Origin of the sequence: Agrobacterium sp. MS2 (assembly GCF_003261015.1) — a bacterium.
GTDB classification, from domain to species: domain Bacteria; phylum Pseudomonadota; class Alphaproteobacteria; order Rhizobiales; family Rhizobiaceae; genus Agrobacterium; species Agrobacterium pusense.
On record NZ_QLNF01000005.1, the window covers coordinates 1 to 19,575 of the forward strand.

Consider the following 19,575-nt stretch of genomic DNA (forward strand, 5'->3'; position numbering starts at 1 on the left):
TCCCGCCCTTTATCAGTGAGGTCTTTCATGCGTTTTGCCATCAACCACATCACCGCCCCGGCGCTTTCGCTCGAGGACTTCTTCCAGACCGCGCGCGAACTCGGCCTCACCGAGGTCGAGATCCGCAACGACCTGCCGGATATTGTCGGTACGGTGACACCGGCGCAGGTGAAGGCGGCGGCCGATAAGGTCGGCGTGACGATCATCTCCATCAACGCGCTTTATCCCTTCAACGTCTGGTCGGGCGACCTGCCGCAGCGCGCCGTCGCCATGGCCGATTACGCCGCGGCGAGCGGTGCAAAAGCGCTGGTCATGTGCCCGCTCAATGACGGCAGGGCGGTTTCCTTCGACGATCTCGTGACGGCGCTGAAGGCCATGAAGCCGATCCTTGAGGAGAGAGGCCTTACCGGTCTTGTCGAACCGCTCGGCTTCCCGGTCTCCTCGCTGCGCACCAAGACCGAGGCGGTGAGAGCCATTGATGTGGCCGGCGGTGGCGATGTCTACAGGCTGGTGCACGATACCTTCCACCATCACCTCGCGGGCGAAACGGCGTTTTTCCCCGAACGCACCGGTCTCGTCCACATTTCCGGCGTCACCGACCCCGCCGTCTCCGTCGCCGACATGCTGGATGCCCACCGCGTCCTGGTGGATGGCGCCGACCGGCTGGAGAATATCGCCCAGATCAGGGCGCTGGAGGCCGCCGGTTACAAGGGCCCCTACAGCTTCGAGCCCTTTGCGACGGAGGTTCATGACCTGAAGGACCCGGCCGCTGCCGTGAAAGCCAGCATCGACCACATCGCTAGCGCGCTCTGACCGCGCTGCCGCCCGCGGTGAAACGCGGGCGGCAGCCGGACGATCGCCAAAGCCGGAGAAATCAATTCCGCATTTACGGATGATGCTGTAGTCTCCGGTAACGAGAGAGCAGCAGACCGGCGCGGTTATTCTTCAGATCGATTGCGTGAGTCTTTCCGCCAGGGCCGTCCGAAGAAGAGTGGTTGAATTCCCTTTTATGAAAATAGACAGGAAAACGACGCTTAGGGACGTCGCGCGGGAGGCGAATGTTTCGCTGAGCACGGCTTCGCACGCGATCAACGGCACGGCGCCGCTCACCACGCAGGTTCGCGAGCGGGTTCTGGAAGCCGCCCGGTCGCTGGGTTATCTCGAAAATCGACGCCAGAAGGCGACCATCGCCACCTTGCGTGTCGTCCTGCTGGCCATGACCAATGACGCGGCACCGCAGAGCGACCTCAACATGGTCAGCTGGACAATGTTGAACGGCTTCCGCCGCGAATGCGAGCGGCGCGGCATCCGCATCGTTCCCTATGTCAGTGCAACGAGCCGGCTCGACCCCGTGGCGGTTGCCGAAGCCGTCAGGACAGATAATGTGGACGGTGTCGTGGTTCTGAATGACGACAGGCCGCAGCTGGTCGAGGCGCTTTCCGCGCTTGGCAAGCCCGTGGTGCTGATCAATGGCGAAGATCCGGCCATGATCGTCGATACGGTAACGGCGGAGAACCGGTTCGGCGCCCGCCTCGGCATCGAGCATCTGCTGTCGCTTGGGCATCGCAATATTGTGCATGTGACCTGGAAGGGCCGCACGACGATCCGCCGTCGTCATGATGGCTATAACGATGCATTCCTTGCAACGGGCCTTGCCGTTCCTGCCGACATGGTCATCGAGGTCGAGAGCTACGAGCCCGAATGGGGGGAGGTGGCTATCCGCCGTCTGCTTGCCGAGCAGCGACCACTGCGAAACGCCACCGCGATTTTCTGCGCCGCCGATAATCTGGCGCTCGGCTGTCTGAAGGCCTTGGGGGAGGCCGGTATCCGGGTGCCCGAGGATGTCTCGGTGCTGGGTTTCGATGACATCATGCCAGCCGCCTTCAGCACACCGCCTCTCAGCACCATCCAGTTGCCCGCCGACAGGCTGGGTGGGGCGGCGCTGTCGCTGCTGGAGCAGCGGCTGGTGGCGGCCGATCCCACCCGGCCGGCGCACCGGCTGGAACTCGGTTGCCGGCTGGTGCTGAGGGGCAGTATCGCCCCGCCGCGCAAATAGGCCGCTTTCCGCCGCCGCCGCGTCGATCGACGTTTTCCACGTGATATTCGATTGCAAAAACCTATCCCATGAATAGCCTGTGCGGCATGGATTCTGGAATCGGGAGGGTTCCCCGCATGTCGCACAGCAATGAAAACGTCCCTGCTCTGGCGAGGCTGGATGAGCTGGATCGGTTCTGCCGCGCCGTTTTCCTCGCTGCCGGTACGGATGACGAGACGGCCGATGCGGCGACCCGCGCCATGATGCATGGCACGCGGCTTGGCGTTGACAGCCACGGTGTGCGCCTGCTCGCTCATTATGTCACCGCACTTGAAGGCGGGCGTCTCAATCCGCGGCCGCAGATCAGCCGCGTTTCCGGCTTCGGCGCGGTGGAGACGGTGGATGCGGACAACGCCCACGGCGCCCGCGCCACCTATGCGGCCATGGAAAACGCCATGGCGCTAGCGGAAAAATTTGGCATCGGCGCGGTGGCGATCAGGAATTCCTCGCATTTCGGACCGGCTGGGGCTTATGCGCTGGAGGCGGCCCGGCAGGGCTATATCGGCCTGGCATTCTGCAATTCGGACAGTTTCGTGCGCCTGCATGATGGGGCCATGCGCTTTCACGGCACCAACCCGATTGCCGTCGGCGTTCCTGCAGCGGATGACCTGCCGTGGCTGCTGGACATGGCGACCAGCGCAGTGCCCTATAATCGCGTGCTGCTTTACCGCAGCCTTGGGCAGCAATTGCCTGCGGGGGTTGCCTCGGATGGTGACGGCGTCGATACAAGGGATCCGAATGCTGCGGAAATGCTTGCCCCCGTCGGCGGCGAATTCGGCTTCAAGGGCGCGGCGCTGGCGGGAATGGTGGAGATTTTCAGTGCGGTTCTGACCGGCATGAAGCTGAGCTTCGATATCGCCCCGATGGGCGGGCCGGATTTCTCCACGCCGCGCGGGCTTGGTGCCTTCGTTCTGGCGCTGAAACCGGAAGCCTTCCTTGAGCGCGACGCGTTTGACGAGGGCATGAAGCGCTATCTCGAAGTGCTGCGGGGCTCCCCCGTTCGCGAGGATTGCAAGGTCATGGCGCCTGGCGATCGCGAATGGGCGGTGGCGGCGAAGCGGGAAAGGGAAGGAGCGCCGGTCGATCCGGTCACCCGCGCGGCCTTTTCGGAAATGGCGGCAAGGTTTTCGGTCAGCCCGCCCGCATATCACTAAGCTTCCACGATTGTCAGCGCCCGCTCAGGCGGGACGAAGAAGCATGCTGGGGCGCGGATAGGGTGCTTTTGCGGGTCCCAGCCTTTCCGCCACGACCGGACGGCCGATGTAATAGCCCTGCGCGTAATCGATTTCCATCTGGCGCACGAGCCTCAGCTGTTCCTCGGTTTCCACGCCTTCGATCAAAATTTTATGGCCGCGATTGCGAATGAGGCGGATCATGTCCTGCAGCATCGCCCGTCCGCGTGGGGTCTTGCTATCATGCAGGAAGGAACGATCAATCTTGACGGTATCGAAATCCGTCATGCGCAGCCATGACAGGCCGGCGAAACCCGTTCCGAAATCATCCAGCCAGATTTTGATGCCAAGCGTCTTCAGGTCGTTCAGGCAACGCAGCACATCCGAATGCATTTCCATGTCCAGGCCTTCGGTGATTTCGAAGGCGAGCCTGTTGCCGGCAATACCGGCTTCCACGAGAATGGCCGCGACGGACGTGGCGAACCCAGGGTTCTTCAATTGCATGGGTGACACATTGACGCTGACGACATCAACCCTGTCATCGGCCAATATGTGCTTGCAGACCGTCTTGATGGTCCACAGGCCCAGTTCCATGATCGTGCCGGTACGCTCGGCGATCGGGATGAAGATGCTGGGGGCGACGGAATTGCCATCCAGCAGGCGAAGTCGCATCAGCGCCTCGACGCCTGTCGTTTCATTGGTCGAGATGTTCAAGATCGGCTGGTAGACAAGGGAAACAAGGTTCTCCGCAACTGCGATCTTCAGAAGGGCGGCGATGTTTTCCGTTTCGTCGCTGGTCTGCGGATCGTCGGGATCGAACAGCTTCATGCAATTGCGGCCATTGCCCTTGGCGATGTAAAGCGCGCGATCGGCCTCGTTGATGATCTTCTCCAGCTTGCCGTCCGGATTGGGGCGGGTGAAGGAGGCGCCGATGCTGACAGTGACGATGAAGGTGCCGTCGCGGCGCTGGTCATGTGCGAGGGACAGGCTTTCCACGGTATGGCGGATCGTTTCGGCGAGCTCGCCAACCTGTTGTTTGGACTTGAATGGCGCCAGCACGATGAATTCTTCGCCACCATAGCGGCCGATCGAGGCGCCGTGCTGGATGATTGCATCCTGCAAGGCATTGCCCACGGTCACGAGACACTTGTCGCCTTCCTGGTGGCCATAACGGTCGTTGTATTTCTTGAAGAAATCGACATCGATCAGGAATACGGAAAAACCTTCTTCCTTCTTCATCCAGTTATCCCACAACAGGCGCAGATGGTGATCGATGGCGCGGCGGTTCTGCAGCCCGGTCAGGGAATCGGTGTTGGAAAGACGCAGCAGCGCCTGGCCACGCTCATCCGCCGCCTTCTGCTGGGCCTTCGCTTCCAGCCCGTTGACGAAGACATGGTAGCGTTCCCTGTTCAGGTTCCAGTTCACATAAGACGTGAAGACGAAGCAGGAGATATAGAAGGTGCCGAAAGCGAATTTGTAGAAAGCGTCTTCAGGAAACTGCGTCGCCGCCAGAAAATAGGTGACGAGAATGATGCCCGATGACACCAGCGACAGATGGAATCTGAAAGTGAAAAACAGATTGGCGCCCATCATGAAGATCGCCCCGAAAACCATGTAATAGGACATGTTTTCGATATTGTCGGTCAGCAGCGATGGCAACAGCCAACCGATATAACCCATGACGAGGGCGGTCGCACAGGTGAGGTCGAGCGCTGCGGTGCTGGCTCCCCGGCGTAGCTGGATTTCCAGTGTCAGCAGCGCTGATACGGCGACCGCGAAACGTGCGACAATGGTGTAAAACGCGACGTCGGGTATCAGAACGATGTCTGAAGCGGCAAACAGAAGATAAATGAAGACAGCCGTCCACAGGCCCCGACGGATAGAACCCCGGCGGCTGCGTTCGCCTTCCTGCTGGTAAAGGGCAAGAAGTTCATCAGAAAACCGGGAGTCCGGCCGCCGATAGTCTTGCTGTCCACTCACCTCTCCCAATGTGTGCTTCATGCACTTTCCCATAGTGTTGCGTATACTTATTAAGTAACTGCTTATTCCACTTTTCCGTGTGCTGTCGCACCCAGTTCGGGTTCCTGTCGATCTCTGCCAAAGCGGATTGAGACCATGGAAAGGAAGAACGCATCATACGTTCGCAACATTAAGTTTCACTAAACCGCCTATCCTCCCAGCCGCCACCCGAGAGTGTGACCAAAAAAATACGCTAATTTACTAATCTATCCCTACACCGCGCAAAAATCGAAATCGAGTGGCCTTCGGTGTCCCAGAAACGTATAGTTAACAATGTGTTAACACTGGAGGCTGAAGTGGTGCGGGTAAAGAAGAAAAATCTGGATGGGGCAAGTCTGATCACCCCGGATACTGTCGCAAAAGAGATTTTTGCACGCAAAACGAAAACGTTCGATGAGCAGTTCGCAGTTGCAAAAGCAGAAATTGCCATCATTCTCGAATTGGCACAGCAGCAGTTCGATAATGGTATTTCAGCACATGACATAATACATCGAACGGCGGGGGCGCTGCATGGGTTGCGAGAAAAACTCCACTCAAGCGTGTGGGCTGAACTGATCCCCATCATACAGAATCACCCCGTGTCGGAGCGTTTTCTGCAGGATCCGTTCACGCGCTGGTCGTTCGACAAGCCGCGGGGTTATTCCGGCGATGCGCAATTGCTGGATTTTATCTATGGCCACGAAAGCGTTGCCGGTCTGGTGAAGAATGCGACGCCGCTGGGGCGTGATCTTTACGACTATACGAAGGACGCCAGTTCTTCCGTGGCGGTGCGCGAGCGACGGGATCTGCTGACGCGCTTTGTCGACGAAGCGGCGGCCCGGCACGGTGAAGATACCGAAATCCTCACCATAGCGTCCGGACATCTGCGCGAGGCGGATGCTTCCGCGGCGCTGAAGGAGGGCAGGCTGCGGCGCTGGGTGGCGCTCGATCAGGACCCCTTGAGCGTCGGTTCCGTTGCCCGCGATTTCGCCGGCACCTGCATCGAGGCGATCGACGGCTCGGTGCGCGATATCGTCCTGCGCACGCAGGAGCTCGGCACTTTCGATCTGATATACGCAGCCGGTCTATACGACTACCTGAACGACCGTGTGGCGATCAAACTCACGCGGCGCTGCATGGAGATGCTGAAACCCGGCGGCATGTTCCTTTTCGCCAACTTCTCCGAGGACATCGTTGTGGACGGCTACATGGAAACCTTCATGAACTGGGCGCTGCTGTTGCGCTCGAAGGCGGATATGTGGCGGATCGTCAATGCCAGCGCCGATCCGGACAGCATCGAGGCTGAGGTGTTCTTTGGCGAGAACCACAATATCGTCTACGCGACGATGCGTAAGAAGGCATGACATCCTTCGGCCCGTCTTCCTGCCAATAACCATTTGCTTAAACCTCGTCGCGGGCCTAAGAATCCGCGCCGAATGCATTGCAGAATGGAATGGCTGAAATGAAGAGATATTATTCGGATATGGGCGGTCTGCCCGGGCAGACGGAACTCCTGTCGAGCAAGGCTGTATTCAAGACCGCCTATGCTGTCATCCCCAAGACCGTGATGTCCGATATCGTGACAAGCGTGCTGCCCCACTGGACCGGCACGCGTGCCTGGATCATCGCCCGGCCGATGACCGGCTTTTCCGAGACTTTCGCGCAATATATCGTTGAAGTGCAGCCCGGCGGCGGCAGCGACCGGCCGGAGCCGGACGCAAGGGCGCAGGCGGCGATCTTCGTCGTCGACGGCGAGATGACCGTGGAATTCGAGGGCGCCCGGCATGAGCTGCGGGAGGGCTCCTTCGCTTTCCTTCCGGCAGGCAGCCGCTGGCAGGTTCGTAACTCGGGCAAGGCGCCGGTCAAATTCCACTGGGTGCGAAAGACGTTTCAGGCCGTAGACGGGCTGGAGCCGCCGCCGGCGATCTTCACCCATGAAGACGAGACCGCCCTTTCGGCAATGCCGGACACCGACGGCAAATGGGCGACGACCCGTTTCATCGATCCTGATGACGTGCGTTACGACATGCATCTCAACATCGTCACCTTCGAGCCGGGCGCGACCATTCCCTTCATGGAAACCCATGTCATGGAACATGGCCTTTATGTTCTCGAAGGCAAGGCCGTGTACCGGCTGAACGAGGACTGGGTGGAGGTGCAGGCCGGCGACTTCATGTGGCTGCGCGCCTATTGCCCGCAGGCGTGTTATGCGGGCGGGCCGGGCCGATTCCGCTATCTGCTCTATAAGGATGTAAACCGACACGTGAAGCTCTGGTAACGGGCCTGCGGTCTGCAAAAAAACATGAATTGTCGCGCAATCCGGCGGCTTGCGCGATAAATGCTTGCTTTGGATCGAATATCCCTAATAAATTCCCGTAGGCGGCGGCTATTGCTGCGCCGCTCCGTTTGGTGATCCGCCTGCACCTATCCTTGAGAAGACTCGCCCGTATGACTGAGACGATCGATGCCAATGTCTTCAATCTTGCGCCCGTGGCGATGTGGATCGAGGATTTCAGCGAGGTAAAGCGCCAGTTCGATATCTGGCGGGCGGAGGGCGTAGAGGATCTCAGGGCGTTTCTTCTGGACGATCTGACAAGGGTGGCGGCCTGTTCGCAGAAGATCCGCGTCATCCAGGTCAACGCCAGGACGCTGGAACTGTTCGAGGCCCACGACCAGAACCATCTCGTCGACAATCTGCACCGCATCTTTCGCGATGACATGCTAGAGAGCCATGTGAACGAGCTTTCCGAACTCTGGGCCGGCAAGACGGAATTCACCAGCAATGCTGTCAATTATTCGATCGGCGGCAAGCGGCTGGACATTCAGTTGCGCGGCGCGGTGATACCCGGCCACGAGGACACGCTCGACCGGCTGCTTCTGACCACCGAGGATGTAACGGAGCGGGAGGAGGCCCGCCGCAAGGAGCTGCTCAACCGCCGTTATGCCGAGGGCATGTTCAAACATTCGCCTGTGTCCCTGTGGGTGGAGGATTTCAGCCGGGTAAGGCGCCTGATCGAGGAGGTCAGGGAGCGCGGCATCATCGATTTCCGGGTCTTCATGGATGTGCATCCGGAATTCGTGCGGCAATGCATGAGCGAAATCCGCGTCATCGACGTCAATCGCGCGACGCTCGACCTGTTCTGTGCGCCGGACCGGCAGGTTCTGCTGCAGCGACTAGGCGATATTTTCCGCGACGAGATGGAAAAGCCGTTCCGCGAACAGCTGATGGAACTCTGGAACGGTAATCTCAGCCATCACCGCGAAGTGGTGAACTACGCGCTGGACGGTTCCGAGCGGCATCTGCTTTTGCATTTTTCGGTTTTTCCCGGGTATGAGCGGGACTGGTCTCTGGTGCAGGTGGCGCTGACGGATATTACCGCGCGCAAGAAAGCCGAAGCCTACCTCGAATATCTCGGCAAGCACGATGTGCTGACCAAGCTGCACAACCGCGCCTTCTATTCCGACGAGCTGAACAGGCTGGAGCGCAGCGCGTTGCGGCCCGTATCGGCGATCGTGATCGATCTCAACGGCCTGAAGGACGCGAATGACAAGCTGGGGCACGATGCCGGCGACGCCCTGTTGCGACGCATGGGCGAGGTGCTGAACGGCGTGGTGACCGCGCCGAACCACGCAGCCCGCATCGGCGGCGACGAATTCGCCATTCTTCTTCCCGGCGCCGACAAGCAGGTGGCCGCCGCCATGGTCGAAACCGTTTATGAGCTGCTGAAGATCAACAACCAGTTCTATTCCAGCGCACCGCTCAGCCTGTCGTTGGGTGTGGCGACCAGCGAGGCAGGCGAGACGATGGAATCGTTGGTGCGCCGCGCCGATATGAATATGTACGAGCAGAAAAATGCCTATTACGCAGCGCTGCGTAACAGATCTGCCGACAATAACGACAAGACCAATGCCGGCCCCCAGCCGGAAGCCAGCTCGCTGAAGCGTTTGTCCTGAGGGTAAGAGGGGTCATCGACCCTCGCTCGCGCAATTATTTCTGATCTTCCGGCCATAAGGCCCAAGGCGGGACCCGCGCCGTCGTGGGTCCCGGCCCCCTTCCGTTTCCCGATGCTCTTGCGAATTTAGGCCGTGTTTCCACGCCGTCTCGCGCGGCTTCACAAGCGCGTGAGGCTGGTTTTGCGCTGCAACAATTCTATTGTGAGAAATTTACATACGTCTTAGTATGTATGTAAAAGTGACCTTTTTCATGGATTCGGAGCGCAGAATGGCGAATAGACTGGGGCAGATCGTGGCGGTGTTGTTGGCGGGCATCGTTGTGGTCGGATGTAGCGACGAGCAGGCGTCTGCCCCCGGCGCGCCGCCGCCTGGTGCAGTCAAGGTCGTGACGGTGAAGCAGGAAGAGCTGCCGATAACCAACGACCTGCCGGGCCGCATTGCACCGACGCGACTTGCGGAAGTGCGCCCGCGTGTCTCAGGCATCATCGTTGAGCGCGTGTTCGAGCAGGGTTCGCTGGTGAAGGAAGGCGATGTCCTCTACCGCATCGATCCCGCCCCGTTCCAGGTGCGCGTCGACAGCGCCGAGGGCACGTTGCGCCGGGCGCAGGCCGCGCAGCTTCAGGCGCGCCAGACGGCCGACAGGCAGCAGCAGCTGCGCCGTTCCAACGTTGGTTCGCAGCAGGAATTCGACAACGCCATTGCCCAGCTGGCGCAGGCCGATGCGGAGGTGGCGGTGGCTGAGGCAGGCCTGGCGGAAGCGAAGCTCAATCTTCAATATGCGGATGTCAAAGCCCCGATCAGCGGCCGGATCGGCCGCGCGCGTATTACGGAAGGCGCGCTCGTCAGCGCGACCGGCTCTGAAAACCTGGCGACGATCCAGCAGCTTGATCCGATCTATGCCGACTTCACCCAGCCGGCGGCCGATCTCATTCGGCTGCGCAAGGCGCTTCAGGACGGCAAGCTGATGACCGGTCCGAATGAAGCTGAAGTCAATCTGCTCTTCGATGACGGCAGCCGTTACCCGCAGGCCGGCCGTCTGCTGTTTTCGGAGGCAGCGGTGGATGAGACCACCGGCCAGGTGACGCTGCGCGGCGAATTTCCCAACCCGAACGGCGATCTGCTGCCGGGCATGTATGTCCGCGTGCAGATCCAGCAGGGCATTCAGAAGGCTGCATTCGCGGTGCCGCAGCAGGCGGTTCAGCGCGATGCCGGCGGTCAGGCGAGCGTGCTTGTCGTCAACGCCGAAGATACGGTCGAGCAGCGGCGCGTCAGCGTCGGCCGTTCCATCGGTGACCGCTGGGTGATTTCGGAAGGGCTGAAGGATGGCGACCGCGTTGTTGCCGAAGGCTTCCAGAAGACCGCCCCGGGAGCCAAGGTGAAGCCTGAACCCTGGTCCGACGAGGCCGATGTCGCCGCTGCCGCAGGCAGCGAGAGCGCGGCTCCGGCCCAGAAGCAATAAGGACCGATTTCATGGCACGTTTTTTCATCGATCGGCCCATTTTTGCCTGGGTCGTCGCCATCTTCATCATGCTGGCGGGCCTGCTCGCCATTCCCATGCTGCCTATTGCGCAATATCCGAATGTGGCGCCGCCGCAGATTTCGGTCTCCACGACCTATCCCGGCGCTGCGCCGGAAGATATCTACCAGAGCGTCACGCGCCCGATAGAAGAGGAACTGAACGGTGTTCCCGGCCTGATCTATTTCGAGTCGACATCGGAGGCTTCCGGCCGCATTTCGATCAACGTCACGTTTGAACCAGGCACCAATATCGGTGAGGCGCAGGTCGAAGTTCAAAACCGCATCGCACGCGTGGAGCCACGCCTGCCGCAGGCAGTGACGCAGCAGGGCCTGCGCGTGGAACAGGCAGGCACCTCGTTTCTGATGATGGTGGCGCTCACCTCCGTCGACGGCAATACCGATGCCATCGGTCTCGGCGATTATCTCAGCCGCAACGTGCTCGGCGAATTGCGCCGCGTTCCCGGCGTTGGCAGCGCGCAGCTCTTTGCCACCCAGCGCTCCATGCGCATCTGGATGGATCCGGACAAGATGCTGGGCCTCAGCCTGACGTCGAGCGACGTCATCGGCGCCATCCAGGCGCAGAACTCGCAGGTCGCCGCCGGCCGCATCGGTGCATCGCCAAACCCGATTGGCCAGCAGATTTCCGCGACCGTCAACGTGCAGGGTCAGCTCACCTCGCCGGAAGAATTCGGCTCCATCGTGCTGCGCGCCAACCCGGATGGTTCTTCCGTCAGGCTGCGCGATGTCGCGCGTGTGGAAGTGGGCGGCGAAAGCTATAACTTCTCGAGCCGCCTGAACGGCAAGCCGAGCGCCGCCATCGGCGTGCAGCTGTCGCCGACCGGCAATGCGCTGCAGACATCGGAGGGCGTACGCGCCACGATGGAGGAGCTGTCGCGCTATTTCCCCCAGGGCATAGAGTATGAAATTCCCTATGATACCAGCCCCTTCGTCAAGATTTCGATCGAGAAGGTCATTCACACGCTGATCGAGGCGATCATCCTCGTCTTCGTGGTGATGTTCGTGTTTCTCCAGAACATCCGCTACACCATCATTCCGACATTGGTGGTGCCCGTGGCGCTGCTCGGCACCTGCGCCATCATGTATGTCTCGGGTTTCTCGATCAACGTTCTGACCATGTTCGCCATGGTTCTCGCCATCGGCATTCTGGTGGATGACGCGATCGTCGTCGTTGAGAATGTCGAGCGCATCATGGCGGAAGAGCATCTGTCGCCGAAGGAGGCGACCCGCAAGGCAATGGGCCAGATTTCCGGCGCGATCATCGGCATCACGCTGGTGCTGACGGCCGTGTTCGTGCCCATGGCCTTCTTCCCCGGCGCCGTCGGCATCATCTACCAGCAGTTCAGCCTGACCATGGTGGTGTCGATCCTGTTCTCCGGCTTCCTGGCCCTGTCGCTGACGCCGGCGCTGTGCGCTTCTTTCCTGAAGCCCATCAAGGCCGGCCATCATGAAAAGAAGGGCTTCTTCGGCTGGTTCAACCGCAACTTCGACAAGGCGTCGCACAAATATTCGTCTTCGGTCGGCGGCATCATCAAGCGCTCCGGCCGCTTCATGGTGATCTATGCGGCGCTGCTGGTCGGTCTCGGCTGGGCCTATATGCAATTGCCGAGCTCGTTCCTGCCGAACGAAGACCAGGGCTACCTGATCGTGGACATCCAGGCGCCTGCGGAAGCCAGCAGCGACCGCACCCTGCAGTCCATCCAGCAGATCGAAAAGATCTTCCTGGAAGAGCCGGCGGTTGAACGCGTCATCGCCGTGTCGGGCTTCTCCTTCTCCGGTTCCGGCCAGAACGCCGGCCTCGCCTTCGCGACGCTGAAGGACTGGAGCGAACGTGGACCGGAGGATTCTGCAGCGGCCATCTCAGCCCGGATCAATGGCAAGCTCTGGGGCCTGCCGGACGCAATGTCCTTCGCGCTGTCGCCGCCGCCCATTCAGGGTCTCGGCAACTCCAGCGGCTTTACCTTCCGCCTGCAGGACAGGTCCGGAGCGGGCCAGACGGCACTGAGCGCCGCCGGCGCGCAGCTGATGGCCGCGGCGCGGCAGAGCCCCATCCTTGCCGGCCTTCGCATTGAAGGCATGCCGGATGCGGCGCAGGTCAATCTCGTCATCGACCGCGAGAAGGCAAACACATTCGGCGTGACTTTCAGCGATATCAACGCCACCATCTCGGCCAATATGGGTTCGTCCTACGTCAACGACTTCCCCAATGCCGGCCGTATGCAGCGCGTGACGGTGCAGGCCGAACAGGGCCAGCGCATGAAGACCGAGGATCTTCTGAACCTCAACGTCCGCAACGCCAATGGCGGCATGGTGCCGATCAGCTCTTTCGCCTCGGTGGAATGGGTGCGCGGTCCTTCTCAGGTGGTCGGTTATAACGGCTATCCGGCGATCCGTATCGGTGGCCAGGCGGCGCCGGGCTACTCCTCCGGTGATGCCATTGCCGAAATGGAACGTCTGGCGCGCGAATTGCCCGGCGGTTTCGGTTTCGAATGGACCGGCCAGTCACTGCAGGAAATCCAGTCGGGTTCGCAGGCACCGGCGCTCATCGGTCTCAGCGTGCTGTTCGTCTTCCTGCTGCTCGCAGCGCTTTACGAAAGCTGGTCAATTCCGCTCTCCGTCATGCTGGTGGTGCCGCTCGGGGTCATCGGCTCGGTGGCGGCGGTGATGCTGCGCGGCATGCCGAACGATGTCTACTTCCTCGTCGGCCTCGTCGCCATCATCGGCCTTTCCGCGAAAAATGCGATCCTCATCATCGAATTCGCCAAGGATTTGCGGGCAGAGGGCAAATCCACCTATGATGCGACGGTGGAGGCGGCGCATCTGCGCTTCAGGCCGATCCTGATGACGTCGCTCGCCTTCTCGCTCGGCGTGCTGCCCATGGCGATCGCCTCCGGCGCGAGCGCCGCGAGCCAGAATGCCATCGGTACCGGTGTTCTCGGCGGCATGATCTCGGCGACGATCCTCGCGATCTTCTTCGTTCCCGTGTTCTTTGTTTTCGTCATGAAGATTTTCGGGGATCGAAAGAAGGAGAACGAGATTGCTGCTGACGCCGTTTCACCGGCGGAATAACATCGAGGGAAAGCCGGGACACCGTCATGTCATGACGCCCCGGCATTGAGGAAAGGCACGGTGCGGAAGCGCCGTGCCGGCAGTGGAAGGAGATAACGGAATGCGCCGTACCAAGGCCGAGGCAGAAGAGACGCGTCAGGCGATCCTTGCCGCTGCCGAGCGGGTGTTCTTCAAGAAGGGCGTTGCCAACAGCTCGCTGGACGAGGTGGCGGCCGCGGCCGGGGTCACACGCGGGGCGATATACTGGCATTTTTCCAGCAAGACCGATCTCTTCATCGGCCTTTACCAATCGGTGGCACTGCCGGAATCCGACCTGCTCGATTTCGGCGATCCCGACCTCAAGGGTGCGGCGCTGCTCTCCAGGATAGAAGAAGCGGCCTGCAAATGGCTGGCGCTCCTGGCGGGCGACGAACAGCGCCAGCGCATCATGACGATCAGCCTTCGTACCAATTATTCCGATGAGTTCGCGCCCGTTCTTCATGCTCAGGAGGAGCTGGATCGATACCACAAGGAGCGGCTGGAGGCGGCTTTCGAGCGGGCGCAGGCGGAAGGCGCGTTTAACGACAACTGGACGGCGGAATCCGCGCTTGGCGCGCTTTACTGGCTTTTGAAGGGCATGTGCTCCGACTGGCTGCTGTTCGGCAAACGATTCGATCTGGCCAGCGACGGCGCCGAAGCGGTACATCGCCTCATGAAAGGCTTCCAGCGTTCCCCTGCATAGTGAGGCGTTCTGCGGGCTCCTCGTCCACCGGACGGCCCTCACATTTCAGTGTATTCTAACAGACAAGCGAAATTTGCTTTACGTACCTCAAAACCAACGCTAGCTTCTTCTCCGAGCTTTGGGAGGAGTTCGTTCATGGTCACTTCAAGGACAATCGAAGGGCAGGAGCCGCCCGTTCGCACCGGATGTCGGTGAGGGCGCATGGCTATTGCTGAGGTTACTGCGGAACCGGCACTTGTCCGGACGGTCGGGTTATCGAAATCTTTCGGACCGGTTCAGGTTCTGAAGGACATAGAGATAGACGTGCGGGCCGGTGAGGTGCATGCCATCATCGGTGAGAACGGCGCCGGCAAGTCGACGCTCATGAAACTGCTGGCGGGCAATGAAAAGCCCTCGGGCGGTGAGATCCGTGTCGACGGCGACCCCGTCACGCTGAGCGGGCCGGTGGATGCCGAACATCGCGGCATTGTGCTCGTCCATCAGGAAATATTGCTCGCGCCTGATCTGACGGTGGCGCAGAACATCTACCTTGGCCGCGAACTGCGCAAGGGCCCGGTGGTGGACGATCGTGCCATGCGCGACGGCGCCCGCAGGGCGATCACCGACTTGGGCGGCGTGATAGACCCCGATGCCATCGTCGGCAGCCTGTCTATCGCCCAGCGGCAGTTGGTGCAGATCGCGCGCGTGCTGCTCGTGCCACATCGGCTGGTCATTTTTGACGAACCGACGGCCAGCCTGACGCCTATCGAAACCGAGGCGCTGCTTAACGTCATCCGCGATATTCGCGCGAAAGGCGTGGCCGTGCTCTATATCTCGCACCGCCTGCCGGAAGTGAAGGAAATCGCCGACCGCGTGACCGTGCTGCGCGACGGCCGGCTGGTCGCCTCTCACCCGGCCTCGGAGCTGGAGCCGGCCGATATGGCGCGGCTGATGGTGGGGCGCGATGTGGCGAAACTCTATCCCGACCGGAACGCCGGCGGCGAGCGCGAGCCTGTTCTTGAGGTGGAGCATTTTAACGTCCCCGGTTATGCGCAGGATGCCGGTTTCAGCCTGCGCAAAGGCGAAATCCTCGGTTTTGCCGGGCTGGTTGGGGCGGGCCGGACGGAGCTGATGGAGGGTGTGCTGGGCCTGCGGACCGGGCGTGGGACGGTGCGTCACCTTGGCCGGGCGGTGCACTTCGCCAAGGCGGAGGACAGCCTCAGGGCCGGCATCGTTTACCTCAGCGAAGACCGTAAGGGGAAGGGGCTGTTGCTCACCAAGGATCTGCGGGTCAATCTCACGCTTGCGTCGCTGAAAAAATTCAGCCGTCTGTTCCAGATCGACACTGGCCGGGAAACGGCCGCGCTTGATGCTGCAGTGCGCGACTTCGACATTCGCACAGGACGCAAGGACTTGCTGGCGGGCCAGCTTTCCGGCGGCAACCAGCAGAAGCTGCTGCTGGCCAAGATGATGTTGCTCGACCCGTCCATCGTCATCATCGACGAGCCGACCCGCGGCATCGATATCGGCACCAAGGAGCAGATTTACCGCTTTATCGCCGGGCTTGCGGATGAGGGACGGTCGATCATCGTGGTTTCCTCGGAAATGCCGGAGCTGATCGGCATCTGCGACCGCATTCTGGTGATGCGTTCGGGCAGGATTGTCGGTGAGGTGACGGGGGAGCGCATGACTGAAAACGACATCGTGGCGCTGGCGACGGGTGTTCACACGCAGGAACCCGCCTGAGCGCCCGCGTTCCGGGAAACATGGCCTGACAAAAGAAACTGAGGGGAAATATGACTGAGGCCGCATTTGATAACGGCAAAACGCCGAAGACCTCGAAGGACTGGGACCTGCGCGCCGTCGCGCCTTTCGTGGCGCTGGCACTGCTGCTGGTTCTCGGCACCATCGCCAATCCCAATTTCATCGGCATCGACAATCTGTTGAATGTCATCACCCGCAGCGCCTTCATCGCCATCATCGCGCTGGGCGCAACCTATGTCATCACGTCGGGCGGGCTGGACCTGTCGGTGGGCGCCATGGTTGCTTTCGTGGCCAGCCTGATGATCCTGTTCATGAACAGCGGCGCGATAGCGAGCCCGTTGCTGATGCTTCTTGCGGCAATGGCGCTCGCGCTCGCCATCGGCGCGGCCTGCGGGCTGGTAAACGGGCTCATCACCACCATCGGCCGCATCGAACCCTTCATCGCCACACTCGGCACCATGGGTATCTATCGCGGGCTGACGACCTGGCTGTCGCAGGGCGGCGCGATCACGCTGCGCAACCCGGAAATCCAGACGCTTTATCGCCCGGTCTATTTCGGCAATGTTCTGGGCGTGCCGGTGCCGGTCATCGTCATCTTCGTCACGGCTGCGATAGCCGCCTTCGTGCTTTACCGTACCCGCTACGGGCGGCATCTGACGGCGGTGGGCTCCAGTGAGGATGTTGCGCGTTATTCCGGCATTCCGGTCGCCCGGGTTCGCACCATCGCCTATGTGGTACAGGGGCTCTGCGTCGCCGTTGCGGTGCTGCTTTACGTCCCGCGCCTGGCGTCTACTTCGGCAACGACAGGCATGTTGTGGGAGCTGCAGGCGATTACGGCCGTCGTCGTCGGCGGTACGGCGCTGCGCGGCGGGGTAGGTCGCATCTGGGGCACGATCTGCGGCGCCTTCATTCTGGAGATCGTCGGCAACATCATGATCCTGTCGAACTTCGTCAGCGAATATCTGATCGGCGCCATTCAGGGGGCCATCATCATCATCGCCATGCTGGTGCAGCGCTCGCTCAGCCGCAGGTAAGGTATCACGCCGCGCCATGTGGGGCAGGCGCGGTTGGAGGAGGAACGCCCCGGTCTTGGGAGGAAAGAGACTATGCGTAATAAATTCATCGGCGTGGCCTTTGCCGCGCTGGCAACGGTGCTGGCGGGTTCGGCCCATGCGCAGGACAAAAAGGTCACGATCGGGGTGTCCATTCCGGCGGCCGACCATGGCTGGACGGCGGGCGTGGTCTACCATGCCGAACGTGTGGCGAAGCTTCTGATGAAGGAGCATCCGGGTCTCAACGTCATCGTCAAGACATCGCCGGACGCCGCAAACCAGGCCAATGCGCTGCAGGATCTGGCCGTGCAGGGGCTCGACGCGCTGGTCGTGCTGCCGTCCGATCCCGATCCGCTTGTCAATGCCATCAAGGAGATCAAGGACAAGGGCACCTTCGTCGCGCTCGTCGACCGCGCGCCGAGTGTCAACGACAATTCTATCCGCGATCTCTATGTGGCCGGCAACAACCCGGCGCTCGGCCAGGTGGCCGGCGAATACATCAAGAAGACGACGCCGGATGCCGAAGTCGTGGTCATTCGCGGCCTGCCGATCCCGATCGACCAGCAGCGCCAGGATGGCTTCGACAAGGGTATCGCCGGCTCGAATGTCAAGGTTCTCGACCGCCAGTACGGCAACTGGAACCGCGACGACGCCTTCCGTGTGATGCAGGATTATCTGACCAAGTACAAGAAGATCGACGTGGTCTGGTGTCAGGACGACGATATGGCGATCGGCGTGCTGGAAGCCATCCAGCAGGCCAAACGCACCGATATCCAGTATATCGTCGCGGGCGCCGGGTCCAAGGACATGATCAAGAAGGTCATGGACGGCGACAAGCTTGTGCCGGTCGACGTGCTCTATCCGCCGGCGATGGTGGCGACCGCCATGCAGCTGACGGCCGGGCATTTCTACGATCAGGTGCCGGTCGCGGGTGAGTACATCCTCGATGCGACGCTGATCACCAAGGACAATGCCGAGCAGTTCTACTTCCCGGATTCGCCGTTCTGACGAACTGGCTTCTGCCATGCGACGCCCGCTGCAAGGCGGGCGTCGATGCTGCTAAGAGTTTTGCCTAGGTTTGGATTTGACGAGACGGCTGCATCCCCACTCCGTCACCCCGGACTTGATCCGGGGTCCAGGACGATCAAGTCCTTGATCGCAGGAAGTCCTTCACGGCGCAGACGCGCCGTGGCTGGATGCCGGATCAAGTCCGGCATGACGGAAGGACGCTCGGCGAATGCCGCCCGGCCCTTCACCCGTTCTTCCTGAACCACGCCGAGAGATAATCCACGAAGCTGCGCACCTTGGCGGGCAGGTAGCGGCGATGCGGATAGACCGCATAAATGCCGCGATCCTTGGAAATGTAATCGTCGAACAGCGTCACCAGTTCTCCGGACTGGATATAGGGCCGGGCGATAAAGTCAGGCACCATGGCGATGCCGAGGCCGGCACGGGCGGCGCGCAGGGTCGCCTGTGGGCTGTTGACCTCAATGGGGCCGCTGATGGCGACCGAATTTGAGCCGCCATCCGGCTCCAGATACCGCACCGTATTATGAAAACGCGTATTGGTGTCGATGATGAAGGGAACGCGGGAGAAATCCTGCGGACCATCGAGCGGCCCGTGTTGCGCGACGAAATCCGCCGTCGCCACCGCATAGACCCGGAAATCGGAAAGCTTGCGGGCGATCAGGCCCGAATCCTCCAGCCGGGTGATCCGGATCGCGAGATCGAAGCCTTCTTCGATCAGGTCGACGAATCGGTCTTCCGCGACGATCTCAAGCGACAGTTCCGGATTTTCCTTGGCGAAGTCGATGAGGCTCTGGCCGACCTCCGCGTCGATGAAAGTGCGTGGAACGGAGATCCGCAGTTTTCCTTTCAGATCGGCATTCTTTTCCCGAACAAGGTCGGCGAGATTGTCGATCTCCTTCAGAATGTCGGATGCTGTGCGGTAATAGGTGTGCCCGGCTTCCGTCAGCGAAAACTGCCGCGTGGTTCGGTTTAAGAGAAGCGCTCCGAGATCGTCCTCCAGTTCCCGCACATATTTGGACAGAAGCGCCTTGGAGCGCCCGGTCTTGCGCGCCGCAGCGGAAAACCCCTCCGCTTCGACAACATCGATAAAGGCGCGGATGCGCGTCAGCGTGTCCATGAAAACCCTCCAGTTTGTTCCATATAATTGAACGCTGCGCCCTGACTGTTCAACCTTAAAATCGCTGCTGAAAAATTCCGCTATATGGT

Annotated in this window: 14 protein-coding genes; 12 read left to right on the forward strand and 2 right to left on the reverse strand. The window is 60.8% G+C overall.

Going from position 1 to position 19,575, the window contains the following annotated elements; translation table 11 throughout:
* The first annotated feature begins 27 nt into the window (after window positions 1-27).
* From DOU54_RS00925 to DOU54_RS00935, 3 genes are all read left to right on the forward strand, one after another.
* On the forward strand, window positions 28-813 hold the full coding sequence (locus tag DOU54_RS00925; RefSeq protein ID WP_113730245.1) for a TIM barrel protein: 786 nt from the start codon (window positions 28-30) through the stop codon (window positions 811-813).
* A 196-nt stretch (window positions 814-1,009) separates the two neighbouring features.
* The gene (locus tag DOU54_RS00930; protein ID WP_113730247.1) at window positions 1,010-2,056 is read left to right on the forward strand and encodes a LacI family DNA-binding transcriptional regulator; all 1,047 of its coding nucleotides are present in this window, start codon (window positions 1,010-1,012) and stop codon (window positions 2,054-2,056) included.
* A 116-nt stretch (window positions 2,057-2,172) separates the two neighbouring features.
* Window positions 2,173-3,249 (forward strand): Ldh family oxidoreductase, encoded by a 1,077-nt coding sequence (locus tag DOU54_RS00935; protein WP_006700206.1) that lies wholly within the window; start codon window positions 2,173-2,175, stop codon window positions 3,247-3,249.
* A 24-nt stretch (window positions 3,250-3,273) separates the two neighbouring features.
* On the opposite strand, the gene DOU54_RS00940 is transcribed toward DOU54_RS00935, so the two are convergent.
* Window positions 3,274-5,268: a putative bifunctional diguanylate cyclase/phosphodiesterase gene (locus DOU54_RS00940; protein ID WP_064263419.1), complete on the reverse strand. Its 1,995-nt coding sequence runs from the start codon at window positions 5,266-5,268 to the stop codon at window positions 3,274-3,276.
* A gap of 314 nt (window positions 5,269-5,582) precedes the next feature.
* On the opposite strand from DOU54_RS00940, the gene DOU54_RS00945 reads away from it, so the two are divergent.
* The 9 genes from DOU54_RS00945 (at window position 5,583) to DOU54_RS00985 (ending at window position 18,348) form a co-directional block, all read left to right on the forward strand.
* Entirely contained in the window at window positions 5,583-6,629 is a 1,047-nt protein-coding gene (locus tag DOU54_RS00945; protein WP_006700367.1) for a class I SAM-dependent methyltransferase, read from the forward strand.
* Between the two features lie 89 nt (window positions 6,630-6,718).
* Entirely contained in the window at window positions 6,719-7,543 is an 825-nt protein-coding gene (locus DOU54_RS00950) for a bifunctional allantoicase/(S)-ureidoglycine aminohydrolase (protein ID WP_113730249.1), read from the forward strand.
* A 170-nt stretch (window positions 7,544-7,713) separates the two neighbouring features.
* Entirely contained in the window at window positions 7,714-9,219 is a 1,506-nt protein-coding gene (locus tag DOU54_RS00955; protein WP_004445093.1) for a sensor domain-containing diguanylate cyclase, read from the forward strand.
* A gap of 268 nt (window positions 9,220-9,487) precedes the next feature.
* Entirely contained in the window at window positions 9,488-10,678 is a 1,191-nt protein-coding gene (locus tag DOU54_RS00960) for an efflux RND transporter periplasmic adaptor subunit (RefSeq protein WP_113730328.1), read from the forward strand.
* Window positions 10,679-10,689: 11 nt separating this feature from the next.
* Entirely contained in the window at window positions 10,690-13,824 is a 3,135-nt protein-coding gene (locus DOU54_RS00965) for a multidrug efflux RND transporter permease subunit (RefSeq protein ID WP_045531658.1), read from the forward strand.
* 100 nt (window positions 13,825-13,924) lie between these two features.
* Window positions 13,925-14,545, forward strand: coding sequence for a TetR family transcriptional regulator (locus tag DOU54_RS00970; RefSeq protein WP_006700369.1), 621 nt, complete (start codon window positions 13,925-13,927; stop codon window positions 14,543-14,545).
* Between the two features lie 201 nt (window positions 14,546-14,746).
* Window positions 14,747-16,270 carry a sugar ABC transporter ATP-binding protein gene (locus tag DOU54_RS00975; protein ID WP_113730251.1) on the forward strand — a complete coding sequence of 508 codons (1,524 nt, stop codon included), beginning with the start codon at window positions 14,747-14,749 and terminating at the stop codon, window positions 16,268-16,270.
* Window positions 16,271-16,320: 50 nt separating this feature from the next.
* Window positions 16,321-17,322, forward strand: a complete 1,002-nt coding sequence (locus tag DOU54_RS00980) for an ABC transporter permease (protein ID WP_004445079.1) — start codon at window positions 16,321-16,323, stop codon at window positions 17,320-17,322.
* A 72-nt stretch (window positions 17,323-17,394) separates the two neighbouring features.
* A complete protein-coding gene (locus DOU54_RS00985; RefSeq protein WP_004445078.1) occupies window positions 17,395-18,348 on the forward strand; it encodes a substrate-binding domain-containing protein in 954 nt (317 codons plus the stop codon).
* Between the two features lie 244 nt (window positions 18,349-18,592).
* Here the strand turns inward: DOU54_RS00985 and DOU54_RS00990 are convergent, their stop codons facing one another.
* Window positions 18,593-19,486, reverse strand: a complete 894-nt coding sequence (locus DOU54_RS00990) for a LysR family transcriptional regulator (RefSeq protein ID WP_004445076.1) — start codon at window positions 19,484-19,486, stop codon at window positions 18,593-18,595.
* Window positions 19,487-19,575 lie beyond the last annotated feature (89 nt).